24 protein-coding genes are annotated in these 25,256 nt (G+C 60.3%); 4 read left to right on the plus strand and 20 right to left on the minus strand.

Translation table 11 applies throughout. The features are described 5' to 3' along the window. The 10 genes from trpA to hisH form a co-directional block, all read right to left on the minus strand. Positions 1-780: a tryptophan synthase subunit alpha gene (gene trpA / locus HMPREF2787_RS07070; RefSeq protein ID WP_070858883.1), complete on the minus strand. Its 780-nt coding sequence runs from the start codon at positions 778-780 to the stop codon at positions 1-3. Next, positions 781-2,070: a tryptophan synthase subunit beta gene (gene trpB, locus HMPREF2787_RS07075; protein ID WP_083296881.1), complete on the minus strand. Its 1,290-nt coding sequence runs from the start codon at positions 2,068-2,070 to the stop codon at positions 781-783. 147 nt (positions 2,071-2,217) lie between these two features. Further along, entirely contained in the window at positions 2,218-3,024 is an 807-nt protein-coding gene (gene trpC / locus HMPREF2787_RS07080) for an indole-3-glycerol phosphate synthase TrpC (protein WP_016422942.1), read from the minus strand. Between the two features lie 4 nt (positions 3,025-3,028). Further along, complete coding sequence (locus HMPREF2787_RS07085; protein WP_070858884.1) at positions 3,029-3,679, minus strand: TIGR02234 family membrane protein; 651 nt, start codon at positions 3,677-3,679, stop codon at positions 3,029-3,031. 7 nt (positions 3,680-3,686) lie between these two features. Then, the gene (locus tag HMPREF2787_RS07090; protein WP_070566043.1) at positions 3,687-5,231 is read right to left on the minus strand and encodes an anthranilate synthase component I; all 1,545 of its coding nucleotides are present in this window, start codon (positions 5,229-5,231) and stop codon (positions 3,687-3,689) included. Positions 5,232-5,344: 113 nt separating this feature from the next. Beyond that, positions 5,345-5,743 (minus strand): phosphoribosyl-AMP cyclohydrolase, encoded by a 399-nt coding sequence (gene hisI, locus HMPREF2787_RS07095; protein WP_070858885.1) that lies wholly within the window; start codon positions 5,741-5,743, stop codon positions 5,345-5,347. Continuing rightward, positions 5,740-6,516 (minus strand): imidazole glycerol phosphate synthase subunit HisF, encoded by a 777-nt coding sequence (gene hisF / locus HMPREF2787_RS07100; RefSeq protein ID WP_005510401.1) that lies wholly within the window; start codon positions 6,514-6,516, stop codon positions 5,740-5,742. The genes hisI and hisF overlap by 4 nt, the downstream gene beginning before the upstream one ends. Before the next feature lie 83 nt (positions 6,517-6,599). Beyond that, positions 6,600-7,412, minus strand: coding sequence for an inositol monophosphatase family protein (locus HMPREF2787_RS07105; protein WP_070858886.1), 813 nt, complete (start codon positions 7,410-7,412; stop codon positions 6,600-6,602). A gap of 102 nt (positions 7,413-7,514) precedes the next feature. Then, positions 7,515-8,249: a bifunctional 1-(5-phosphoribosyl)-5-((5-phosphoribosylamino)methylideneamino)imidazole-4-carboxamide isomerase/phosphoribosylanthranilate isomerase PriA gene (priA, locus tag HMPREF2787_RS07110; protein WP_016422946.1), complete on the minus strand. Its 735-nt coding sequence runs from the start codon at positions 8,247-8,249 to the stop codon at positions 7,515-7,517. A 148-nt stretch (positions 8,250-8,397) separates the two neighbouring features. Continuing rightward, positions 8,398-9,096: an imidazole glycerol phosphate synthase subunit HisH gene (gene hisH / locus HMPREF2787_RS07115; protein WP_070858887.1), complete on the minus strand. Its 699-nt coding sequence runs from the start codon at positions 9,094-9,096 to the stop codon at positions 8,398-8,400. 188 nt (positions 9,097-9,284) lie between these two features. Here hisH and HMPREF2787_RS07120 point away from each other — a divergent pair, with 188 nt between their 5' ends. Further along, complete coding sequence (locus tag HMPREF2787_RS07120) at positions 9,285-9,908, plus strand: arsenate-mycothiol transferase ArsC (protein WP_070858888.1); 624 nt, start codon at positions 9,285-9,287, stop codon at positions 9,906-9,908. Between the two features lie 105 nt (positions 9,909-10,013). Here the strand turns inward: HMPREF2787_RS07120 and HMPREF2787_RS07125 are convergent, their stop codons facing one another. The 4 genes from HMPREF2787_RS07125 to hisD all read right to left on the minus strand — a co-directional run bounded on the left by HMPREF2787_RS07125 (position 10,014) and on the right by hisD (position 14,895). Next, positions 10,014-11,435, minus strand: coding sequence for an MFS transporter (locus HMPREF2787_RS07125; protein ID WP_049182106.1), 1,422 nt, complete (start codon positions 11,433-11,435; stop codon positions 10,014-10,016). Positions 11,436-11,719: 284 nt separating this feature from the next. Then, positions 11,720-12,358 (minus strand): imidazoleglycerol-phosphate dehydratase HisB, encoded by a 639-nt coding sequence (gene hisB / locus HMPREF2787_RS07135; RefSeq protein ID WP_005510321.1) that lies wholly within the window; start codon positions 12,356-12,358, stop codon positions 11,720-11,722. Positions 12,359-12,403: 45 nt separating this feature from the next. Then, on the minus strand, positions 12,404-13,546 hold the full coding sequence (locus tag HMPREF2787_RS07140) for a histidinol-phosphate transaminase (RefSeq protein WP_070858889.1): 1,143 nt from the start codon (positions 13,544-13,546) through the stop codon (positions 12,404-12,406). Beyond that, the gene (hisD, locus tag HMPREF2787_RS07145) at positions 13,546-14,895 is read right to left on the minus strand and encodes a histidinol dehydrogenase (RefSeq protein WP_070858890.1); all 1,350 of its coding nucleotides are present in this window, start codon (positions 14,893-14,895) and stop codon (positions 13,546-13,548) included. The genes HMPREF2787_RS07140 and hisD overlap by 1 nt, the downstream gene beginning before the upstream one ends. Positions 14,896-15,191: 296 nt before the next feature. On the opposite strand from hisD, the gene HMPREF2787_RS07150 reads away from it, so the two are divergent. From HMPREF2787_RS07150 to HMPREF2787_RS07160, 3 genes are read left to right on the plus strand one after another with little or no spacing between them, the layout of a single operon-like run. After that, positions 15,192-16,898, plus strand: a complete 1,707-nt coding sequence (locus HMPREF2787_RS07150) for a hypothetical protein (protein ID WP_070858891.1) — start codon at positions 15,192-15,194, stop codon at positions 16,896-16,898. A 41-nt stretch (positions 16,899-16,939) separates the two neighbouring features. After that, positions 16,940-18,766: a hypothetical protein gene (locus HMPREF2787_RS07155; protein ID WP_246824239.1), complete on the plus strand. Its 1,827-nt coding sequence runs from the start codon at positions 16,940-16,942 to the stop codon at positions 18,764-18,766. Positions 18,767-18,816: 50 nt separating this feature from the next. After that, positions 18,817-19,392, plus strand: coding sequence for a hypothetical protein (locus HMPREF2787_RS07160; protein WP_049190032.1), 576 nt, complete (start codon positions 18,817-18,819; stop codon positions 19,390-19,392). A gap of 35 nt (positions 19,393-19,427) precedes the next feature. Here the strand turns inward: HMPREF2787_RS07160 and nadC are convergent, their stop codons facing one another. From nadC to bioB, 6 genes are all read right to left on the minus strand, one after another. Further along, entirely contained in the window at positions 19,428-20,309 is an 882-nt protein-coding gene (gene nadC, locus HMPREF2787_RS07165) for a carboxylating nicotinate-nucleotide diphosphorylase (protein WP_070858893.1), read from the minus strand. Positions 20,310-20,315: 6 nt separating this feature from the next. Beyond that, entirely contained in the window at positions 20,316-21,875 is a 1,560-nt protein-coding gene (gene nadB / locus HMPREF2787_RS07170; RefSeq protein ID WP_083326672.1) for an L-aspartate oxidase, read from the minus strand. Between the two features lie 10 nt (positions 21,876-21,885). Continuing rightward, positions 21,886-22,962, minus strand: coding sequence for a quinolinate synthase NadA (gene nadA / locus HMPREF2787_RS07175; protein ID WP_016422958.1), 1,077 nt, complete (start codon positions 22,960-22,962; stop codon positions 21,886-21,888). A gap of 291 nt (positions 22,963-23,253) precedes the next feature. After that, positions 23,254-23,832, minus strand: coding sequence for a hypothetical protein (locus tag HMPREF2787_RS07180; RefSeq protein ID WP_070858895.1), 579 nt, complete (start codon positions 23,830-23,832; stop codon positions 23,254-23,256). A gap of 75 nt (positions 23,833-23,907) precedes the next feature. Beyond that, the gene (locus HMPREF2787_RS07185) at positions 23,908-24,210 is read right to left on the minus strand and encodes a biotin synthase auxiliary protein BsaP (protein ID WP_070858896.1); all 303 of its coding nucleotides are present in this window, start codon (positions 24,208-24,210) and stop codon (positions 23,908-23,910) included. Then, the gene (gene bioB, locus HMPREF2787_RS07190) at positions 24,197-25,204 is read right to left on the minus strand and encodes a biotin synthase BioB (protein WP_016422961.1); all 1,008 of its coding nucleotides are present in this window, start codon (positions 25,202-25,204) and stop codon (positions 24,197-24,199) included. The genes HMPREF2787_RS07185 and bioB overlap by 14 nt, the downstream gene beginning before the upstream one ends. Between the last annotated feature and the right edge of the window lie 52 nt (positions 25,205-25,256).

Below are 25,256 nucleotides of genomic sequence, written 5' to 3' on the forward strand. Positions count from 1 at the left end.
CTAGCTCTCTCCTCGTACACCTGCGGCGAGTTCGCGGGCGAGCGTTACCAGGTCGTCGGTGCTCTTCATTGCGGCCTTAATCAGTGCCGAGCCCACGATTACGCCATCTGCAAACTCGGCAATCTCAGCGGCCTGTGCCCCATTGGAGACCCCCAAACCGACGCACACCGGAGTATCAGTGACCTCGCGGGTGCGGGCGACCAACTTGCCGGCGGCCGAGTCGACTCTGGCCTGGGCACCTGTGACACCCATGTGGCTGGTGGCGTAGACGAAGCCGGTCGACGCAGTGGCAGTTAGTTGCAGACGCTCATTGGTCGATGACGGGGCCACCAGCATGATGTTGGACAGCCCGTTGGCCTCAGCTGCGCGCTGCCATTGACCGGCCTCCTCGGGGATGAGATCCGGGATGATAGTGCCACGACCACCGGCGGCAGCGAGATCTTCGGCGAAACGCTCCGGCCCGTACTGGAGGATCGGATTCCAGTAACTCATGACTACACAGGTACCGCCGTGCTCGGTAACTTCGCGGACCACGCGCATAATCTCGCGTGTACGGAAGCCCGCATCCAGAGCCACGTTGGCGGCATCCTGAATGGTTGGGCCATCCATCATCGGATCGGAGAAAGGCAGACCGACCTCGATGATGTCGGCGCCAGCGTCGACAATCGCCTTGATGTTCTCAATCGACTTATCGGTGGTCGGGAAACCCGCTGGATAGTAGCCGATAAATGCTGCGCGGTTTTCCTCACGGACCTTGTCAAAGACGTCACTCAGACTCATTTAGGACTCCTCCATCAGATCAAACCACTTAGCAGCGGTGTCGACATCCTTGTCACCGCGACCGGAAACATTGACAATAATCAGCGGCTTACGGCCCAGCTCTTCATTCAGATCATCGCTGATGAGTCGGGCGGCAGCCACCGCGTGTGCGGACTCGATAGCGGGCAGGATGCCCTCCATCCGAGTCAGGTCCTGGAATGCCTGCATCGCCTGGGTATCGGTCACCGGCAGGTAGGACGCGCGATCAATATCGGCCAGGTAGGAGTGCTCCGGGCCCACGCCCGGGTAATCCAGACCCGCGGAAATCGAGTGCGACTCTGTAATCTGACCGTCCTCGTTCTGCATCAGGGCTGCGAAGGAGCCCTGGAACACACCCGGATTACCGGCGGCCGAAATCGGTGCTGCATGGCGACCGGTCTCAACACCGTCACCGCCAGCTTCAGCGCCAATCAGTCGAACCGATTCATCATCGATGAAGTGGTGGAACGCGCCGATCGCATTAGAACCGCCGCCGACACAGGCCACGACAGCGTCGGGAAGCGAGCCGGTTTCCGCGAGGATCTGCTGGCGTGCCTCGGCGCTGATGATGCGCTGGAAGTCGCGCACCATTGTTGGGAACGGGTGCGGGCCGGCTGCAGTGCCGAAGCAGTAGTAGGTGTCATCGGCGTGTGAAACCCAAAAACGCATGGCCTCATTGATTGCGTCCTTGAGAGTCTTCGAGCCAATCTCGACCTCGATAACCTCGGCACCAAGCAGGCGCATGCGGGCGATATTGAGGCGCTGGCGGATTGCGTCGACCTTGCCCATGTAGATACGGCAGTTAAGGCCGAGCAGCGCACAGGCAGTCGCGGTTGCGACACCGTGCTGGCCGGCACCGGTCTCGGCAATAATGTTCTTCTTACCCATGCGCTTAGCAAGCAGAACCTGACCCAAGACGTTATTAATCTTGTGGCTACCGGTGTGATTCAAATCCTCGCGCTTGAGCCAGACGTCAGCGCCGATATCAGCGGAGAACTTCTCCGCGTAGTACAGCGGCGAGGGACGTCCGACATAAGTACGCTGCAGCCGGTCGAGCTCATCGAGAAAATCCTGATCAACGCGGGCCTTCGCGTAGCCATCGGTGACCTCACCGATAACGGCCATCAGCGCCTCCGGCACAAACTGGCCGCCCCACTTACCCCAGTGCCCAATGGCATCTGACTCGTGGTTCGTTGGCTCCGCGATTACCTCACCCATCGTGGGCAGGCGGTCACCGCGGGCATCATGATTCTTGAAATCTTGGTCACTCACAGTTATCTATTGTGGACTATCCCCACCCGTTGCGGGGACATAAGGCCTAAGAAACTGTGGCGTGCCAGCACAACAGGTGTGGCTGGCAACCCAAAGAGGCGAAGTTCGCCGCGTGGTACAGCTGCTTATCGCAACCGCGGACTACCACTACTCGCTGCGGAGTGTCGGGTGGACACCGGCGGCAACGAGACGTCGGCAAGCCTCACCCGGCTTGCCCGCGGTGACCAGGCCCTCGCCCACCAGCACCGCGTCGGCACCGTGGGAGGCGTAGTAGCGCAGTTCCTCCGGCCCCTTGACACCGGACTCTGCCACCTTCACAACATGATCCGGCAGCATCGGCGCAAGGCGTTCGTACACGGAGAGATCCACGTCGAGAGTCTTTAGATTGCGGGCGTTGATGCCGAGGATCTTGGCACCAGCGGCCTCGGCGCGCTCGACCTCTTCTTCGGTGTGCGCCTCAACCAGAGCGTTCATGCCAAGCGACTCGGTGCGATCCAGCAGGGATTCCAGCGTCGGCTGATCCAAAGCGGAGCACATCAGCAGCACCAGGTCGGCACCGTGTGCGCGGGCCTCATGGACCTGGTACGGAGTGACGATGAAATCCTTGCGCAGCACTGGAATGTTGACCGCGCGGCGCACGGCATCGAGGTCGGCGAGCGAACCGCGGAAGCGGCGCTCCTCAGTCAGACAGGAAATGACAGCCGCGCCACCCTGCTCGTACTCTGCCGCCAAGACCTCCGGCGAAGGGATGTCAGCCAGCTCTCCCTTCGACGGAGAGGCACGCTTGACCTCTGCAATCACCTGCACCCCGGGCTTAGCCAGTGCCGCCACGGCATCAATCGGCGACGGCGCCTTCAGCGAGAGCTCCTTGATTTCACCGTAGGAAATCTTGGCTTCCCGAGCAGCGAGATCTTCCCGCACGCCCTCAATAATCTTGTCCAGAACGTTAGCCACAGCCTTACTCCTTATCCAGATCCGTAGGATCTACACCGGCATCCAAAGCATCCCACAGAACTCGACCCGACTGCGGGTCTTCCTCCAGATCCTCAGCGATACGCTGACGGCGTACCTCCGGGGTCTCATACGCGCTGGACTTCTGCTTCTTCACAGTACCCGGTCGACGCACCAACAATACCGCCCCGACCAGCGCCAATGCGCAGCACAGCAAGGCCAGGGCTGGCCCCATCGCATGCACTTCAATCGCTGAGATCTGCGCCCAGTCTGCCACAGTCACCGCATCACTGGCGCGCTGTGAGGCGCTTCCCGACGTCAACAAATCCAGTGCCCGCTGGGAGTCCACACCGTCTTCTCCGCTGGCAAGCAGAGTCATCGGAGTCCACGACGCCGCAATTGCGAGCAGCGCCGCGAGACCACCGACAACCCGGCGCCCCAGTGAGCCCAAAATGGTGGTGGCAAACAGTGCAGCTACCATTGCCAGCGCAATCGACGTCAACTCTGGAGCCCAGACGGCGCCCACCAAATCTGTGGTCGCTGGACCGGACTTGTCATCAACAGTATCGACCGTCAGCCACGCACTACGGCTGCACAACCACATTCCCGCTGCGGCCACACCAATGAGGCCACCGGAGAGCATCGTTGTCGACTTCATCGAAAACCTAGCTCCTTTCCGCTGGGACTAGTGTCTCAGCTGCCGCGACAGCTCGCAGCACGGCCGCGGCCTTGTTGCGGGTCTCCTCATCCTCTGCCACCGGGTCAGAGTCACTGACAATTCCGCCGCCAGCCTGAACATAGACCGTATCGCCCTTCTTCACACCTGTGCGGATGGCAATTGCCTGATCGGTATTGCCCCGGAAGTCAAAGTATCCAACAGTGCCGCCGTAAACACCCCGACGCGTGTCTTCGAACTTGTCGATAATGCTCAGTGCGGAAGGCTTCGGCGCACCCGACAGCGTTCCCGCTGGGAAGGTGGCCGCGAACGCGTCGACGGCAGTGGCGTCGCTGGAAAGCTCGCCGGTGACCGTAGAGACCAGATGCATAACGTGACTGTAGCGCTCAATATGACGGAAGTCGTGCACAACTACACTGCCCGGGCGGCAGACACGTCCGAGGTCATTGCGGCCAAGATCAACGAGCATCAGATGCTCACTATTTTCCTTCTCGTCTGCCAGCAAATCAGCTTCCAGCGCATTGTCCTGCTCCACCGTGGCACCGCGCGGACGTGTGCCCGCGATGGGATTGGTGATGACCTCACTGCCCTGAACTGCCACGAGTGATTCCGGGGAGGAACCGACAATTTGAAAAGCGGTAGCGGAGAAGTCCTTGGTTGGAACGTTGACCAGGAACATGTAGGGCGACGGATTGGAAACCCGCAGGATGCGGTAGATATCAAATGCTGACGCCTGCGTGTCCATCTCGAACCGCTGCGAGAGCACAATCTGGAACGCATCACCAGCTCGGATGTGGTCCTTGCAACGCTCAATACGATCCATGTGGTCGTCGGCGGCGCGCTGGCGACGAATCACCGGCTCTGGGAAGCTAATTTCCGCCGGACGCAGATCAGAGGACCCCGACAGCCGCTCCACCATCGCATTGACCCGATCACAGGCGGTGTCATACGCCTGGTCAATCCGCTCATCCGAGCCGTCCCAGTTCACTGCATTAGAAATCAGCCACAGCACACCCTCGTGGTGGTCAAAAGCAGCCAGATCCTCCACCAGCAGCTGCATGAGCTCCGGAATCTGCAAATCATTGTCAGTGGTATCCGGCAGCTGTGGCTCGATGTAGCGGACAATGTCATGCCCGAAGTAGCCAACGAGACCAGAGGTGAGCTTGGGTACCGAGGCATCGTCGGCAAGCGGAAGCTCCGTGTGCAGCAGCTCCAGCGTGCGACGCAGAGCATCCAACGGATTTCCGCCCTCTGGCGCACCCGACGGCGCATTGCCAATCCAGGTTGCCTCCCCCGCATCATCCACCGTCAGCGCAGCACGACTGCCGCAACCGATAAATGACCAGCGCGACCACGACTGCCCCACATCGGAGGACTCCAGCAAGAAAGTGCCGGGGCGATCGGCCGCGAGCTTGCGGTAGGCCGACAGCGCCGTTTCGCCGTCCGCCAAAACCTTGCGAACCACGGGCACGACCCGATGGTGTGCAGCCAGTTCACGAAAGCGCTCACGCGTAGTCATGGTGATACGAGTCATAGCCGCTATTGTGCCACGCACCCCGGATTGCACATCACTCAACCCCGGACTTCGCCGGAAGGTGGGCGCGCTTTACGACGAAATCCCCACCTCGGCAGCCAAAGGTTGGCTGCTTAGCCCTCGAACACGGGATGCACGTCAAAGCAACTGTGCGAGCCAGTGTGGCATGCCGCGCCGTCCTGCACTACCTGCATCAGTACGGTATCGCCATCGCAGTCCAGCGCCAGTGAAGTCACCGTCTGGAAATGACCACTGGTAAGCCCCTTAATCCAGTACTCCGACCGGGACCGTGACCAGTATGTGCCACGCTTCGTGGCAATGGTGTACGCCAGCGCGTGGGAGTCCATCCAGGCCATCATTAGCACGCGGCCAGTTGATTCCTCCTGCACAATAGCGGGAATCAAGCCGTCAGCGTTGAACTTGGCGATCTTCGCGATATCCGCTGGGAGTGTGTACTCACGCGGGTCATCTCCTGCACCGTGTGCTGCAGCGCCCGGGGCTAGACCAGTCACTGGCGCACCTCGATTCCCTCGCGGGCCATCTCTTCCTTAACCTCAGCAATGCTGACCTCGCCGAAGTGGAAAATGGATGCGGCCAACACCGCGTTGGCACCGGCGCGCACTGCCGGCGGGAAGTGCTCCGCTTTACCCGCACCGCCAGAGGCGATCACCGGGACGTCGACGGCAGCGCGGACTTTCTCCAGCAGCTCCAGGTCGAAGCCGTCCTTGGTACCGTCGCCGTCCATGGAATTCAGCAGAATCTCGCCGACACCGAGCTCCTCGCCGCGGCGTGCCCACTCGACGGCGTCGATCCCCGCTGAGCGTGAACCACCATGCGTAGTGACCTCGAAGCCCGACGGCTGCGGCGTGCCTCCCTCAGGAACGCGACGCGCATCCACCGACAGGACAACACACTGCGCACCGAAACGACGCGACAGCTCGCTGAGCAGTTCCGGACGTGCAATCGCAGCGGTGTTGACACTGACCTTGTCGGCTCCGGCGCGAAGCAGCTGATCGACATCTTCGACGCTGCGCACGCCACCGCCGACCGTCAGCGGAATGAAGACCTCACTTGCGGTGCGGCGCACCACGTCGAGCATGGTGCCACGGCCATCCTTGGAAGCCGTGACGTCCAGGAATGTCAACTCATCAGCGCCTTCCTCGCCATAGCGGCGGGCCAGCTCCACCGGATCGCCGGCATCGCGGAGATTCTCAAAGTTAACCCCCTTGACGACCCGCCCATTGTTGACATCCAGGCAAGGAATCACGCGTACTGCCAGAGACATAGTTTTTAAGTTCTCCTCGTGTTAGCTCAAGGTTGTGGCTCTACGGTTTGCGCAACCACCCAGCTCGGGGCGTCGCCCACGGTTTAGCTCCGGAAAGTCTCCGGAGGGCCCAGTTTGTCAATAATCGACCGCAGTGTGGCATGAACGTCTCGAGTTCCCGCCAGCACGCCTACGGAATCATGCCGCCAGGGATTGCCTGCCAAGTCTGTGACCACGCCACCAGCTTCAGAAATCTGCAGTACACCAGCTGCGTTATCCCACACATGCGGTGAGAAAGTCACCGTGCCTCCGAATGCCCCCATCGCGGTGGAGCCCAAGTCCACTCCGACAGAGCCAGTAATTCGGATCGTCGGATAGCGCTCGCCCACCTTTGACAGCAACAGTTGGCGCCACTTACGTGGGAGTGTGCCGTCGGTACTCGCAATGACGGAGCCGAAGGCAATCGAAACCGGGCGACCGGCCTCGGCATCGATGTTGACGCGACGGCCGTTGACAAATGTGCCGCTACCTTTAGCTGCGGTGATACGACGGCGCAGCAGAGGCATGGAGGTAATGCCGACCACCGGCTCCCCCTCATGCATGAGCGTGAGCAGCATGGCACACAGTGGAAAGCCGTTGGAATAGTTCGTGGTGCCGTCAATCGGATCGATGACCCAGGCGGTGTGTTCCTCGGGGACTTTGCCACCGAATTCCTCGCCGTAGACGGGCAGGCCGGAATACTGCGTGAGGAGCTGGCGCAGACGACGCTCAATTTCCAGGTCGGTCTCCGTCGCGAAATCCCCGCGTGGCTTCATGACAACCGGGTCCGCGCCCACCTGCTGCGTGAACAGGCCTTCAACCTCATCGAGCGCCGCTTCAGCAATAGCGAGCATCGCCCGCGGTTCCAGGGCATCCATACTTTCTAAGTCCTTCATCCGCCGTCTCAGCCGGGGTGCCGTTTGCTCGTTAACGCTTTCGCTTGACGACGTCTCCCCGGCCCGGCCACGAAAGTGTTCTCTTTAGCCGCGAGCTACTGCCAGGGCCTCTTCCAGGGTGAAACGCCCTGCGTAGAGCGCCTTACCCACAATTGCGGAGTCAACCCCCTCATCGACCAGCGTGGCAATAGCTGCAATGTCGTCCAGGCTGCTGACACCGCCGGAAGCGACGATTGGAGCATCGGTAGCAGCAGCGACCTCGCGCAGCAGTTCCACATTCGGTCCCTGCAAGGTGCCGTCCTTGGAGACGTCAGTCACCACGAAACGGGATGCACCCTGAGCATCCAGGCGCTCCAGCACCTCCCAGAGGTCACCACCGTCGGAGACCCAGCCGCGGCCACGCAGGCGCCACTGGCCCTCTTCGTTGAGGACGTCCAGGCCAATGGCCACCCGGTCGCCGTAGTTGGCGATAACCTCGCGGCACCACTCCGGGTTCTCCAGTGCGGCGGTGCCAATATTGACGCGGGCGCAGCCAGTTGCCAGCGCAGCTTCGAGCGAAGCGTTGTCACGGATACCGCCGGAGAGCTCCACCTTCACGTCGAGCTTGCCCACAACGTCGGCAAGCAAATCGTAGTTCGAACCGCGACCGAATGCGGCGTCGAGGTCGACCAGGTGAATCCACTCAGCGCCTGCGTTCTGCCAATTCATGGCAGCTTCCAGTGGCGCACCGTAGGAAGTCTCGGTTCCAGCAGCACCCTGAACAAGGCGCACAGCCTGGCCATCGGCTACGTCTACAGCGGGCAGCAGGGTCAAACTCATGGGGGCTCTACTCTCTTCGACTTTTGGGCGTCGTGGCCATTCTCGCCATGACGCTTGTTGCTAGTTATCTCAGTATAGGTGGTCTAGGTGGCTAAATTTCGTCACCTACCAGGTAGTGCGGTTAGGGCAGATACTACCGATAGGGCAACTACAGTGTGTCTACCCAATTTTGCAGCAGCTGCAGCCCTGCTTCACCAGACTTCTCCGGGTGGAACTGCGTGGCCCACAGCGGACCGTTTTCCACGGCGGCGATAAACCTATCGGATTCGTGGGCAGACCAGGTCACCAACGGCGCAGCGATGCGAGAATCCGTGTCAAGGCCCCACTTGCGCACACCGTAGGAGTGGACGAAGTAAAAACGCTGATCTTCCAGCCCCTTAAACATCTTTGAGCCTTCCGGCACTTCAACAGTGTTCCAGCCCATGTGCGGCAGAATTGATGCCTCGAGACGTTCGACAGTACCGGACCATTCACCACAACCCGGGGTGCCGGTCACGGTCGTAGAAGCATCGGTCTCCACTGCGTGGATGCCGTCGGCGTACTCGACGCCGCGATCAAAGAGCACCTGCATACCAACGCAAATTCCCATCACTGGCCTACCACCTGCGAGTCGAGAGCCAATCAGGCGCGGCCCCTGAACTCGATGCAAACCCTCCATGCATGCGGCATAGGCACCGACACCGGGAACGAGCAGGCCATCGGCCTCCATCACGGTCTTCGGATCGGCGGTCACAATAACCTCGGCACCCATGGTGGCCACAGCGCGCTCAGCTGAACGCAAATTACCGGAGCCGTAATCAAGGATGGCAACGGTCGGGGTCTTCGTCGAAGGTGAGACTTGTTCCATAGTTGGACATTTTAAGGCGCTGGGAATCGATGTTTGCCACTTCCCCCAAGAAAACTGCCTGGACAGGCAAAAACGCTGGTATACAACTACCGAATACTTTGGTAAACTCAAGGTTAACAACAGGTTAACTAAGTTATTGATTTATCCCGAATACCACTGATTACTTTTCACAGAGAGGCTCCGACGCTATGACTACCGCATCCATTCTTAGTAAATCATTTGCCATTGTCCGCGAGGACCTTCACCGGCTCTACGGTGCAGCCTGCGATGCTGCGACTATCGATTCCATCCTCGACGACGTCATTGAAGAGCTGTCCAGCTCTGCGAAGGTGACTAACTTCCTCCCGGTCCTCGCCGAACGCGAGGCCACCGAACGCATCAAGGCCGCAAGCGGTTGTGCGGACTTCGCCCCTCGCCAAGAGATTCTCTTTGCCGATAGCCGCGGTTCCGGCCGCAGCCAGATTGCCACTGCCCTGGCCTACCACCTGGTTGGTGACGAAGTCTTTATCCGCACTATCGGCCTCAATCCAGAAGACGGCCTGAACCCGCGCGTCGTCACGGCTCTTCATGACCGCGGCGTGGACACCTCGCGCCTCACCCAAAAGGCCATTACTCCCCGCGTTTCCCACCGCGCCGACGTTGTCGTACTCATGGGCATCGACGAGACACCAGCAGTCCCCGGCGACCGTTACGTGGAATGGGATGTCGCAGATCCGGACAGTCTCACAGACGATGAGCTCCAGTCGCTTATCGACGATATCGAAACCCGCCTGCGGGCTCTCTTCACCGAGATGGACGTCGCCGTCGCGTAAACAGGCACGGCTGCCCCACGCCGGGGGTTGCATCTAATAACCAAAAAGAGTGGCTGCGCAAGAACTTGCGCAGCCACTCTTTTTCAAATGTCTCTTTGTGTGTAGTTACTTCTTCTTGCGGTCCCGAACCGTCAAACGCGTCACTGCATTCTTTGCCGGGCGGGCAACACGCACAGCGGCCTCCGGCGTACGACGCTTCACGGCATCTCCCAGACGACGCAGCGTAGCGCGGGTGTTCTGGTATTCCGCCACGCGGTGCTTTCCGATGATTCGGTCGAGCACCGCACCAATGAGGCCAACTGCCAGCAGAGCTGCCGCAAAGGCAAAGACAGCCGGGTACGGACGGAGTGCAGCCGCGGCTACGGCTCCCAGAACGAACGAGCCGATACCAGTGCCCGAGTCAAAGGACATGTTCCAGAAGGCACTGGCCTCAGCAGTACGGTCACGCGGCAGGCGGGCAAACATCAGCAGCAGAGCCTCATTTTGCACTATGCCGAAGCCCGCGCCGTAGAAAATGGCCGCAACCAGCAGCAGCCAGGCCGACAGATCAAAGAGAACCACGCCGGACATCATCAGCAGGCCAATAAAACCACTGATCAATGCCGGAATCAGCAGAATTCCAGCCTCCGACTTCCGGTCGGCGTAGATTCCTGCGAAATAACGGAACACCATCTGCGCGCCACCGAGAACAGACAGCGACAGGCCAGCCACAACCGCACCGGAGACCAGATCAATTTCGCGAGCTGCCGGGGCAAGGAATGCGGAAATACCACCAAAGCCCATCGCAATCGTGCAAATTGCGAGCGCGGGAATGGCCACCAGCTTCCATGTGGCAACGTGCTCAACGGGGCTCGGCTGAGTTGCTGCAGATCCGGGCACAGGATCGCCGACGTCTTCCTTGCCGCCCTTGCCCTCCTTCGGCGCTGGCTTAATCTTCGGGATAAAGAGTGCCATCAACGAACCGACAAGCGAGATGACGGCGCCCAGGACATAAACAGGGGTGTAAGAACCCGTCTTGTCCGCAATGATTAGTCCTAGTGGCAAGAAAATGAGCTCAGATAAACCAACTGCCACACCGAGAACGCCAGAGGCCTTACCCAGAAATTTCATTGGCACTAGCTCGGCAATCAATGCGGACTCGGCGACAGTCAACGCACCGAAGCCCATACCGCGGAGAACCGCAATGATGAGCACCAAAGCAGCATCGGTGCCAAAGATGTGCAGAATCGTCGGCAAGCCCAGAAACAGACCTGAAATCAGCATGGTCATGCCGTAGCCAAGACGGCGACACATACGTGGAGTCTGCGTCTGTGTGAGAACGGTAGCGGCCATAAAAACACCGGTGTAGGCACCGGCGAGCGAGGTTCCACCGCCATCGTCAAGAATTGCCTGCGGAATGACAGGCATGAGGAGTGACCAGCCACCGAAGGCGGCCATCACGGCGACTAGCGTAGGTACTAGTCCGGGCGCTTTCCACATGCTGTCCAGTTCGTCCAACTGCCTGCGGTCCATCACCCGGGACGCCATTTACTCCATCACTCCTATCAACCACAAAATTGCGCCGGCGAGCGCGATCACAGATAAGAGACCAAGGACAATTGTTCCGACCCTCGATCCGGATTTATAGAGTGACCATGTTCCGCCCACCAGCAGACCAGCGACAATGAACAAAAAATAAGTGCTCAGCGTCGATGCGGTAGACACCTGCGCTAAAAGCACGTCTACAGACGTTGTTACCATCGATTCCCCTAAAATGCCAGCTAAGGCGGATTTTCCGGTTTCCTACAGCGGCCGTCTACTTCAGCTGCGACCTACAGAGTGCCCTTGGTCGACGGCACACCGTGGACGCGCGGGTCGTCCTCGACGGCAGCACGCAGGGCACGGGCCACAGCCTTGTACTCAGCCTCGGTGATGTGGTGCGGATCGCGCCCGTAGAGACAGCGAACATGCAGCGCAATACGGGCATTTAGGGCGAAGGACTCAAAGAAATGCTCGTTGATAACCGTTGCGTAGTGACCACCAATAACGGCAGTCAACATCTGCTCTGGTTCGCCAGTGCCAACGAAGTACGGGCGACCAGACACATCAACCACTGCGTGTGCCAGCGTTTCATCCATCGGGATATAGCAGTCACCAAAGCGACGAATACCAGACTTGTCCCCCAACGCCTGGGCGAAGGCCTGCCCCATCACAATGCCGGTATCCTCCACCGTGTGGTGCGCATCGACCTCGGTGTCGCCGTTGGCGTGCACAGTCAGGTCGAAGCTGCCGTGGGAGCCGAAAGCGGTCAACATGTGGTCGAAGAACGGCAGACCGGTCGAAATATCGGTCTTGCCGGTGCCATCGAGATTCACCGAGCAGACGATGCTCGATTCGCGGGTGGCGCGCTCGACACGGCCAACGCGCTCAGTGCGCTCTGCCTCCAGATGGTCCTTATCACTGAAGTGCATAAGTCAGATCTCTCCTTGTAGTGGGATGTACCGGCAGCATTTCGCTTAAGCCAGCGCGGTCGCTGCCAATTTCTTGGCCGCCGCCAGCAGCGCATCATTTTCTCTGGGCAGACCAATAGTGGCACGGAGACGACCGGGCACGCCAACATCGCGGATGAGTACTCCCTCATCCAAGAAGCTCTGCCATGCCGTCGCGGCATCGGCGAAACGACCGAAGAAGACGAAGTTGGAGTACGAGTCAATCACGTCGTAGCCATAGCTGTTCAGGGCGGCTACGACGCGGTCACGCTCGTCGGCAAGCTTTGCGACGGTCGACAGCGTCGCATCCGAGTGGCGGAGTGCAACCGTGGCTGCGGCCTGCGTCAACGTCGACAGGTGGTATGGCAGACGCACGAGCATCACAGCATCAATAAATGCTGGGTTAGCAACGAAGTAGCCGAGGCGGCCTCCGGCGAAGTCGAAAGCCTTGCTCATCGTACGGGAGACAACCAGCTTCGACGGGAACTCAGCCAGCAGCGTTGTCGCCGACGGCTCCTCAGTGAACTCGGCGTAGGCCTCATCGACAATGACGATGCCCGGCGCGGCTTCAATAATGCGGCGCAGGTCAGCGAGCGTGGTCAGGTTGCCAGTCGGGTTGTTCGGAGTCGTGATGAAGATGACGTCAGGACGGTGCTCGGCAATGACCGCGAGCGCACTATCCATGTCGATGTCGAAGGTCTCCGGGTCGCGGTCGATGCCGATGAACTCCGTCTGCGTGCCGGACGAGAGGATCGGGTGCATCGAGTAGCTGGGCACAAAGCCCATTGCGCTGCGCCCCGGCCCGCCAAATGCCTGCAGCAGCTGCTGGAGAATCTCATTGGAGCCGTTGGCGGCCCATACCTGGTCGACGGTGATGTCCACGCCGGTCTGGCGGGTGACATAGTCGGCGAGTGCGCTGCGCAGTGCTACTGCGTCACGGTCCGGGTAGCGGTTGAGGTCAGAGGCGACCTTCTCCACTTGCGCCACCAGGTCGGCGATGAGGTCATCGGATGGCGGGTACGGGTTTTCGTTGGTGTTCAGGCGAACATCGACGTCGAGCTGCGGAGCACCGTAGGCTTCCTCGCCGCGCAGTTCGTCGCGCAGTGGCAAATCTGCCAGCGCCAACTTGGCCACCGACGGCTGTGGCTGATTCTCAGGCTGGTTGCTCATTAGTTGTTCCCCTTTTCTGCGCCATTGATCTCAGAGCCGAGAAGCGTCTCAAAGCGGGCACGGATGGCCTCGCCGTGCGCTGGCAGTCGTTCTTCGTTGGCCAGGACTACCACGCTGTCGGCAACTTCCTTCAACGCGGCCTCGTTGTAGTCAATCATGTGGACCGACTTGAGGAAGGTGTGCGTTGACAGGCCCGAGGCGTGGCGGGCGGTGCCGGAGGTCGGCAACACGTGGTTAGAGCCGGCCGAGTAATCGCCCAGTGGCACCGGCGAGAAGCGACCGATGAAGATTGCGCCAGCGTTCGTAATACGTTCGGCATCGGCCTGCGCGTTTTCGGTGTGGATCTCCAGGTGCTCAGCGGCGTAGGCATCTGCAACCTGGATGCCGATATTCATGTCGTCGACAAGCACGATGCCAGACTGATCGCCGGTGAGCGCCTCGCGAACGCGGTCGGCGTTCATGGTGACCTCGTAGCGGTTTTCGACCTCGCGGTCGACGGTGGCGGCGAAATCGGCGTCGTCAGTGATAAGCACGCTGGCGGCCATGACGTCGTGCTCAGCCTGGGAAATCAGGTCGTAGGCGACGGAGACAGGATCAGCGGTGTTATCTGCGAGAATGGCAATTTCGGTCGGGCCAGCTTCGGCGTCGATACCGACGACCGAGCGGCACAGGCGTTTGGCGGCGGTAACGAAGATGTTGCCCGGACCGGTGACCATGTCGACCGGCTCGAGGCTCTCGTTTTCATCGCCGTATGCGAGCAGTGCGACAGCCTGTGCACCACCGACGGCCCACACCTCGGTCACGCCAAGCAGCTTGCAGGCAGCCAGGATGGTCGGGTGCGGCCAGCCGTCGTTGTCGGCCTGCGGCGGAGAGGCGACGACGAGGGACTCCACACCAGCTTCCTGAGCTGGGATGACGTTCATCAATACAGACGACGGGTAGACGGCGTTGCCCCCGGGGACGTAAAGACCGACGCGCGAAACCGGAATCCACTTCTCGCGGACAATGCCGCCGGGCAGAATTTCAACAGTCTTATCATTCGGCTTCTGAGCAGCGTGGAACGCGCGCACGCGCCCGATGGACTCCTGCAGAGCAGAGCGGACATCGTCTTCCAGCGCAGCTTCCGCGGCATCGATAACCTCAGCTGGAACGCGCATGGATACCGGACGAATACGGTCGAACTTCTCGGAGTACTCCATCGCCGCTTCCACACCACGGGCTGCCACGTCATCGACAACGGGCTTGACCGTGGGAATCATCGAATCAACGTCTGCCGCACCACGCGGCAACACTCGACGCAGAGTGGCGGTGGTGGGAGTCTGACCGCGAAGATCAATAGTGGACAACATAATTAATTAGTAACCGCCTATTCGCACGATGGATTCATACGTGAGCACTTCAGAGTGACAAAGAAATGACAACAAAGTATTGAAAATCTGGGTCAAAGCCAAAGACTTTATCCACGGTTTTCGCTACTATTCGCCCTTAAAGGCACCCTTGAGTATGAACTAAGCATATCTTTCTCACGCTAGGTTCATACCGATTGCCCCATTTAACCCCTCATACTGTGGCGCAAGTTAGCTCCGCCACAGTGACCCATTACAGTGTTAAGGAAAGTAGTAACCAGTCGTAGAAAGGTCAGCTGTTGAACCAGGAAGGAAACAGCCCGGATTTGCCGGAGCTCGTCGCAGCCTATGCAGACGCGACCGCAGCCGACAATTCCCTGGCCACGCGCCAACTGGAATCAGTTTTCGCGCATCATTTCTACAACCCACAGCTCTTTTCTGACCCGGAAGCCCACGGCGTTACCGAACACGTCGGCGCGTTTTACCGCATAGTCCGCGAGGTCACCGAATCGCTCGGCATGATGACGGCTGCGCACGATGCCGCCCTGAACTGGATGGTATGGGCATCCGATAACGACAACGTCCCGGAGTACTGGCGCGCCCGGGCACGGCTAGCGGCGGATGAAGCCCGCCGCTACACCACCTTTATCGCCGATGGCCCCACCTCTGCTGCCGCAGAGACCGAAATCCCACTCATCGCACGCATGAGCAGGGAGATCACCTCGTACCGGGCACTCGTGCTTGCCGACGATCTGGATGCCCCAACCAGCAGTCACAGCGCGGTGACCACGGATGCGGATGGGCCGCGGCCGCAGGAATCGTCGGCAAGCGAAGAAGCGGAGGAGCCGTTTAGCCCACGCCAGTGGAAGAAGCGGGCGGCACTGACTGACGCGCTGATTCGGATTGCAAGCGCCCTGCGAAAGGTCAACCGCGAGGACTTGGCACGGGAGCTGCACGAGATGATTCGTGCACTGCCAAATGAGGATAAGTTTGAGTCGATTGCGCTGGCGAAGACTCTGACGGAGGCATCACTGCTGCACCGAGCCGGGAAAGTCGTCGACGCAGCGCGACTTTGCGCCTCACAGCTCAATGCAATCGGTAACCGCTCCGTAATCGCGGGCCTTGAGCTGAGGCAGAATTTGGCACGGTACTCGATAGAGACCGGTAATAGCGATACCGCGTTCCGAATGCTGTCAAACAACGTGGCAGTCGCGGACCAGCATAGACTGGACACTGACTATATTCTCGCGGTTCGTGAGATGGCAGACATCAACTTCGAGGTGGCACACAACAAGCCCGATGCCGCGGAGATGCTAAAGCTGACTCAGCGCGCCCAGGATGTGTCGGCAGACTACCCCAACTGTGAAGTCACCATGGAAATCGCGCTGCTGAAGGCAACGGCACTGTACGAACTCGGAGATTTCCGTCATGCCGGCCAGGAAGCGGAGTCGGTTGCAAAGTGGTCTGAGCCTACCCAGGATTCCGCACGTACTGATTTTTCCTGTGCCATTGCGGCGGAATCGGCAGTCCAAGAGGGCAATACTGAGCATGCTGCAGTGCTCTTCGACGCACTGGCCGATATTCGTGCCGGATACTCGTCCCCGATTTCGCCTGCGGAAACTCTGATGGATGCCGCACTATCACTCAGTAACGTGGGCGCCACAAGTGAGCTGACCGACCACCTGATGGAACGCTCACGTGGCTACGTGGTTGGGTCCTGGGAATCGGCCAAGTGGCACGAAGCACAGGCGCTGTTGTGCTGGTCTGTGTGGGACAACGACGGCGTGTACAAGTACGCCGACGAAGCTGCCGAGCTTTTCTTAGAAGCCCACGCCCCTGCCGACGCCGCCCGCACACTGACCATCGCGGTGCGTGCTGCTGCTAGTGATAATAATGAGGATCGCGCCCGTCGGTTCGCGATTCGCATCGGCGACCTAGTCGGCCCGGATCACCCGGTGCGCGATGAAGTTCGTGGACTAATGCGTAGCTTTTCAAACCCGGATTAACAGCGCATCCGGCTGTACAGGTCTGAAAAACAAAGCAGTTTTTGCATCTTCCCGATGCCACGGGCGAAGATAGTCCAATGGTCTGGTGGGAAGAAGAAAACTCTGAGTCTGGAATTCAAGTTGGCGATTGGGATACCGGCATCGCGGCCGACTACGCGTCAGGGAATTCAGAAAACGCATCAGCAACGGAGAACTCGTCCGAACCCCTGGACTTTCCTCCCCTGCCCAATCCGCTTAAGGCATTACCGGACTCACTTCCAGAGCTGCTGGTTATTTCCCGCAGGGCCGGTGCCACGCTCGACCACGTCACCAGTTGGCGCGCTGTCACCAAGTTCGCCCACACGCACTGGTTAGCCGACGCGCCTACCAACTCCCCCGATGTCGTTGGCGAATTCCACGCACTCAGGCACGCAGTCGCCGACCAACTGGAATTAGTAGAAGAAGCCGCTGCTGCACGCGCCGAGTGGCTGCGCTGGGCAACTGAGGCCAACATCCGCCCCGCGATCTTGCACGCACGCTCCTACGGAGCATTCGCCGAGGCAGAGGCCTTCATCGACGCCAACCCAGGTGATGCCATCACCGGCCGGCGCCCCGAGGACTCCGAAATCCCCGAGCTGATCAGTCTTACTAAGGACATCGTCGCCACCACTCCACAGCCCGGCGAGGCCTATTACTACCTGGTCAGCGCGGCTGTTGCCGGCGCCGCAGCATCGCTGGCGCGCCGGGCGGAAATCGCCGGTCAACTCTCTGAATGGTCCGCACGCTGGGCACCAAAGCGAAGCAGTTTCGACGACCGCAAGCTGTTGGAGGCGCAGCTCGCACACAGCCGTGGTGAGCTGCGCAGGGCCGCCCGCATCGCAGCCAGCGTCGCGGCAGCCCCTCAGTCGGAACCCGTCACCACGACGATTGAAGCACGCCAATTCCTGGCTTTCCTCTCTCTGGAAGCTGGTGAGGAAGCGGAGGCAATCCGCCAGCTACGCCCAATCGTGCAGGCTGGTCTCGATGCAGGACTCACGGTCGCGGTGCTTCGCAGCGTGCGTCTGCTCTGTGCGCTTCTCAACGCCCACGGCGATTTCGCGGAATCCGCCGAAATTGCCCGCCGCGCGCTCGCCAGCGCCGAGGGCATGCCGGTCAACCCCATCACCATGGATATCCAGCTCGTTCTGGCCCGCAGTCTCCTCGATGCCGATGAGGTTGACGAGGCGCTGCGCTTTGCCGAACCAGTTGCGCACTGGTCAGCATTTACCGCCGATGAAGAACGCACCGACGCGGCTTTTTCTATTGCCTCCGCAGCCGCGGGGCTCGGCAATAATCCCCGCCAGGCGGCAAAGCTGCTCATCGAACACGGCGAGCACCTTGAACGCAACGGCGATACCAAGGGCGCTGCCAAGGCTTACCGCCAGGCTGCACGTTCCATCATTCATGTCATTGATCTGGTCATTTCCGAAGAGGGCTCCGAATTCACCGCCGAGATCGTCTCCGAGGACGCTTCCGCCGCCATTGACCACACGCTCAACGAAGCTGAGGACCTTCTGCTGCGTTCTCAGAAGCTCATCTCCGACGACTGGTCACTCGCCGACTGGCACGACGATGCCGCCTACGTCTTCTACTCCGCTGGACGGGACACTTTGGCCATCAACCATGTGGAAGCCGCCGCGAAGGGCTACCTGCAGTCCGGCGATGGCGAGGAAGCCGCCCGCGCGCTGCTGGCGGGGGTTCGCTACCGTCTCGACGCGGGTGATTCCGACGGTGCCGCCGCCTACGCTCGGCGCGTCGAAGAGCTTCTGCCCCGCGACGTGTGGGAAGGCCATCCTGTTCTCGATGCCCTTGACGTCATCATCATTCAATCGCTTGACGACGAATACTAGCGCCCCGCCCACTTCGGTGCTGGCGGTGGCACAAAGTAGAGTGTTAGGTCATGACTACTTCTGGTGATTCCGCGACTTCTAGCCCGCAGCAGCTTTTCGACGCCGCCACGGCATTGGCTGAGGAAAACAACCTCTGGGAAGCAGCCCTAACTCTGATGCAGGGGTTCGAGGAGCTCGGCGACGAGGCGGATGCTCCGCAGACCGACAGTCTGGGGCGCCCCATCCGTGGCTCTGCACCAAAGCTGATGGACAAGGCCGCGGACTGGTTGGATTTGCTGGATAACCTGGAGAAAGACGGCTTCGAGCCGACCGCGGACACCCCTCCGCGCCACTTGCGCTGGGCGATGTGGCACACCTTGAACGGCCAGGCAGAGATTCGTCGAGGACATCAGGGGCGCGCCATTGATCACCTGGAGTTGGCGGCGGGACTTTTCCAGTCCGACAAGCTCAATATCCAGGCCGTGCCTCTGCTTGCACAAATTGCACAGTGCCACCTGCATTTGGGCGATGTCGCTGCTGCGGAGAAGGCGCTTTACCGCGCACAGGAAACCTGTGATGAGCAATCGCGGGAGCGCTGGGGGTCGGCACTAAGCGAGATTGGCGCAGAAATCGCCCGTCGCCTGTAGGCGAAGCTGCGAAGCGATACCGGGGGCTGATTCAGCTACTGCTCGTCGAAGTCGAGTCCGACATCGAACACCTTGGCCGAATGGGTTAGCGCGCCCACAGCCAGGTAATCGACACCACAGGACGCGTACTCACGAGCCACATCGATGGTCAGTCCACCAGAGGACTCAAGCTGCGTGGCCGGAGAAATCTGCGATCGGCGCTGCACCGCAATCTGGGTCTCCCAGACCTCGAAGTTGTCCAGCATGACAATATCCGGCTTCATCGGCAGGATCTCATCGAGCTGTGCGAGGGTATCGACTTCCACCTCACACGGCAGCTCCGGGTACTGATGCCGCACCCTCTTCAACGCACCGGACACGGAACCGACAGCCACCACGTGATTGTCCTTAATCAGTGCTTCATCGCCCAAAGCGTAGCGGTGGTTAATTCCGCCGCCGCAGGTCACAGCATACTTTTCCAGGTTGCGCAGCCCCGGCAGCGTCTTTCGGGAATCGCGCACCCGCGCACCGGTGCCGACAATCGCGTCAGCCCACTGGCGCGTCGCAGTAGCTACACCACTGGCGTGCGTGAGGATATTCAGCATTGTCCGCTCAGCAGTCAGCAACCCCCGAGTCGGTGCAGAAATCGTTGCCAGCACTGTGCCAGGACGCACCAGGGTGCCATCTTCAACGTGCTTTTCGACGGTGAACTCACCCGAGATGACCTCCTGCAGCGTCCACTCCACCGCATCAATAGCCGCGATAACGCCCTCTTGCCGGGCCACCAGGCGGGCGCGTGCCTGCGCAGATGCCGAGACTGTCGACAGCGAGGTCACATCCGGCCCGAAGCTCATGTCTTCCTGTAGTGCCGTCCGAATGAGGCCACGGGTGATGTTTTCGTTCAGCACCCCGCGCAGAGTGTCCTTCTCAAGAGTCATGGTTAGCTAATCCCCGTCCTTTTCAAACCAAGTGTGGCACCCCAAAGTATATGGTCGTGCCAATGCCGCTTCGACGACTTTCCTTGCGGCTACGACCTGAACCGATTGCGGGAGCCGATCGATAACCGCCAACGCCTGCCGCAAACTCTGCTCATTGCGCGTTACACCAGCGCCTTCCTGCATCGCCGTCTGCAACCGGAAAAGCTGCCGTGGTTCCAGTTCTGGCCGTGGCTGCGGCAGGCTTTCAACGGCCGCTGCGAATTCCTCGTCCCCGACCAGCACAGCGTGTGTTTCAGCGACTTTTTCGGCCACCCGCTTGCCGACGACCAGTCCCTCCAGCAACGAATTGGAGGCCAACCTGTTGGCACCGTGGAGCCCTGTTGCGGAGCATTCGCCGGCCGCATAGAGGCCCGGCACACTAGTTGCACCGAATGGGTCGACGGCAATACCACCACAGGTGTAGTGGACCGCCGGGGCCACGGGAATGAGGTCCTTGGTCGGATCAATCTCCGCCGCGGTCAGACCCGCTGTGATCGTCGGAAAGCGGGCGGCGAAGTTGTCGATGTGACGTGCGTCGAGGAAGACGTGGTCCTCGCCGAGCTCGCGCATGCGAGTCGCGATGGCGCGCGAGACGATATCGCGCGGAGCCAGGTCCCCGCGAGGGTCAACGCCGGCGGTCACACTGTTGCCCCGGGAGTCGACGAGAATGGCTCCTTCACCACGGACCGCCTCGCTGATGAGATGGCGTCGGCCGGTGCCATCTGATGCCGAGCGCTCGTCATAGAGCACCGTCGGGTGGAACTGGATAAACTCCATGTCCCGAATCTCCGCGCCAGCATCGGAGGCCATGCCGATAGCCTCGCCGCGGGCGCCCGAGGGGGCCGTGGTCGCACGGTAAATATGGCCCACGCCACCGGTAGCCAGCAGAGTGGCGCCTGCGCGAATAGCGCCACCGCCACGGGGATCCGCTACCAGCGCCCCCAGCACGCGGCCGTCTTTGCCAACGATGAGCTGGCGCGCTGTGGCGTTTTGCAGTACTCGCACGCCGGTAACTGAGGCTTCTAGGGCGCGCTCGATTTCAGCACCAGTGGCGTCACCGCCGGCATGAATGATGCGCCGCGCGTGGTGTCCGCCCTCTTTAGTGCGGGAATAAACGGCCGGGTTATCCGGTGCCGGGTCGAATGTAGCGCCTAGCCCGATTAGCCACTCGGTCGCCGCAGCGCCGGCGCGGATGATGGAAGCCACAGCCTCTTCATCGCCGTGTCCGGCACCGGCATCGAGAGTATCCGCGATATGGGAATCAGTGGTGTCGTCGAACCCGTTGGCCACATGGCCGCTGGGGTCGTCGTCAAGCCCGACGACCGCGAGCCCGCCCTGGGCGAGATTCGTGGCAGCATCGGCGAAACGCAGCTGTTTGCGGGCACCGACGCGCCACTCGACGCTGTCGATAACCAGCACGTCGAGGCCGAGCTCAAGAGCCCGACGCGCAGCACTGAGCCCTGCGACTCCCCCGCCGATGACGAGGAAGTCACACGTCAGTGTCCAACTGTCGAATGATGGGCGCAGACCAAACGTGTTACTCGCCTCCGCCTGGGTTACCGATGGCGATCATGCGCTCGACCGAAGCGCGCGCCTTGTCGGCGACATCCGGCTCGACATCGACTTCATCAGTGCCCTCAACGAGGCAGCGCAGCAGAGCCGCCGGAGTGATGAGCTTCATGTACGAGCAGGAAGCGCGGTCGTTGACCGGCTCAAAGTCGACATCCGGTGCGGCCTTGCGCAGCTGGTGGAGCATGCCCACCTCAGTGGCCACGAGCACCTTGCCGTTGGGCTTGTTCTCCTTCAGCTTCTGCGCCTCGGTCAGCATCTCGCCGGTGGAGAGCATCTGCACGCGCTCGGGCTCGATGGTGCCTTCACCTGCGAGGTAAATCGCAGAGTTCGCGCAACCGCACTCCGGGTGAATGAACAGCTGCGAATCGGCGTTCTCCTCCGCGCGGTGCGCGAGTTCCTCACCGTTGATGTTGGCGTGGACGTGGCACTCACCAGCCCATACCTTGATGTTGTCGCGGCCGGTCTCACGGCGGACGTGTGCGCCGAGGAACTGATCCGGGTTGAACAGGATCTCTTGGTCTTCCGGGATGGACTTGACCACGTCGACGGCGTTGGAGGAAGTACAGCAGATGTCGGTCAGAGCCTTTACGTCTGCCGTGGTGTTGACGTAGCTGACTACCAGTGCGCCGGGATTCTCTGCCTTCCACTCGGCCAGTTCATCTGCGGTGATGGAGTCCGCCAGGGAGCAGCCGGCGCGCTCGTCCGGAATAAGGACGGTCTTCTCTGGGCTCAGAATTTTGGCGGTTTCCGCCATGAAGTGGACACCACAGAAGACGATGACGTCGGCATCGGTTTCCGCAGCGATGCGGGAAAGTCCGAGGGAGTCGCCTGTGTAATCGGCAATATCCTGAATCTCCGGCAGCTGGTAGTTGTGCGCAAGAATTACGGCATTGCGTTCGCGGGCGAGGCGCTTAATCTCCTGGGCCCAGCGCTCATCTGCAATTACGCCACCGTAGCGGCCATCTTTATCGACTACCGATTCGTACAGATCCGATTCAAGGCGCGGCAGGCTGGAAGCATTGGCCGCAAGGCTGGTATTCACGGAAAACTACGTCCTTACTTCAATGGGCTGTGGCTACGACCGGAGAAAACGCCGTCACCGTTACCGGCAACGGTCCCCGGAGGCATTCGCAGCGGACTCAAACGGGCAAGTGCAAGAGACCTAAGCTCGCCACACAATATCGAAAAAGCCCCTAATCGGGGCGAATACTGACATCGAGGACGAACCTATTTCCCAAAATTGTAAGGCTTGTATAAGCCTATTTCCCAATAACTACCCCTGTTCAGTAGGAATTAGTGCTTTACGACGGCTCCCGCGCAGAACCTCACCGTCTCACTTAGTGACCGAATCTGCGTCCGTAGCATTGTCTGCAGCGCTCTCGTTGCCTTCCGTGAAGTCCGTTTGGAACAGCACCCGGGACCACAGTGCGAGCATGGCAACCAGTGGCGCGACCAGCAGTGCTACATAGCTTTTGAAGTCTGGAATCACCGAGAACTTATCGCCTGGCTGCATTCCCGCCAGATCCGGCTGGAGCAATGCCGCAACCGACTGACCGACGAGGTACGTCACTGCTGCGCTCATCAACGCGGAGAAACCTGCCCATCCAATTGCCGTGAGCATCTGCACAGGAGTCGTGATGGCACGGTTTCGGAAGGTAGTAATTCCCAGCACCAGGCCGCTGATGGCAGTGACAGCAACAAACCAGAGCAGCCCGATAAAACCAGCGTCAACGGTTTCCTGAATAATCGCCAGTTGGTTATCTGGGAGCATTTGCACCTGCTGCTTGGGGCGCAGGAATGCCCAGGCCACTCCGGCTATCGTTCCCGTTACAACGGAGAAGAGAACAATACCCGAGGCCATTGCCACGCTCTGCTTTTCAACGTGCGGGACTCGGGTATTTTTCATGGTCATAGTTGACTAACTTACCTCACGGCGCACATCCAGTACTAGCGTGCCCGAATGGCGCACTAGCACAACCAGCGCCTTTTATCGCTGCTCCAACATAACGGAGTCCACTTCGCCGTGGCGCGAGCACTTTGCAATCCAGCCGTCCGGACGCACCTGCACCACCATCCGGCGCCCACAGAGCTGGCAGAATCGAGGCGCCTCCAGTCCAGCTTTTGCACCATAGGATCGTTCGCGCACTTCACCAGCTTCGAGGTCGGCGCCGGTAAAAGGATCGAACTTGGGATCGTCTCCCAGCACCATGGCCTGGAGCAGCTCCATGGAGTCGACTTTCTTACCCCGCGTCGCACGCGGGCTAGATGTCCGAGGCTTAGACAGTTGCATTGAGGGCCTTAATTGGAAGTCGTACCTTGCCAAGCATGTCCAGATCCTGCTCCGCCGGACGGCCCAGCGTGGTCAGGTAATTACCGACAATGACAGCGTTGATACCGCCGAGCAGCCCCTTTTCTGCGCCCAGGTCGCCCAGGGTGAGCTCACGACCACCAGCAAAACGCAGGATGGTCTTCGGCAGAGCCAGACGGAAGGCACCAATGGCGCGCAGTGCGTCCTTGGCTGGCATCGGCTCGCGACCGGCGAACGGAGTGCCCGGACGCGGGTCGAGGAAGTTCATCGGCACCTCGGTCGGGTTGAGCTCCGCCAGGTCCTGAGCGAACTCGGCACGCTGCTCAAGGGTCTCTCCCATACCCAGGATGCCGCCGCAGCAGACCTCCATACCGGCTTCGCCAACCATGCGCAGGGTGTCATGGCGCTCTTCCCAAGTGTGGGTGGTCACGACCTGCGGGAAGTAGCTCTTGGCGGTCTCGAGGTTGTGGTTGTAGCGGTGAATACCAGCCTTGGCCAGGCGATCTACCTGCTCCTGCGTCAGAATGCCCATAGAGGCGGCCACATTAATGTCAACCTCTGCCTGAATGGCGGCGACGGCCTGTTCCATCTGGCTGAGCAGTCGCTCGTCCGGCCCCTTTACTGCAGCAACGATGCAGAACTCAGTCGCACCCGACTTTGCGGTCTGCTTGGCGGCGTCCACCAGTGCCGGGATATCCAGCCATGCCGAACGCACCGGAGACTCGAACAGACCCGACTGCGAACAGAAGTGGCAGTCCTCTGGGCAGCCGCCAGTCTTCAGCGAGATAATGCCTTCAACCTCGACCTCTTCGCCGCACCACTTCAAGCGCACCTCATGAGCCAGTGCCAGCAGATCCTCGATGCTGTCGTCATCGAGGTTCAGAACTGCCAGGGTCTCCTCATAGTTCAGCCCCTCACCGCGGCCGAGCACCTTTTCTCGGGCGAGTTCCAAAATGTCCTGCTGCTGTTGAGTCATGGGGGTGATGCTCCTTGAGGCTGGGGATAAAACTTGAACACCGTTTCAGAAG

It is taken from the genome of Corynebacterium sp. HMSC061H03 (genome assembly GCF_001838215.1).
Classification (GTDB): Bacteria; Actinomycetota; Actinomycetes; order Mycobacteriales; family Mycobacteriaceae; genus Corynebacterium; species Corynebacterium jeikeium_D.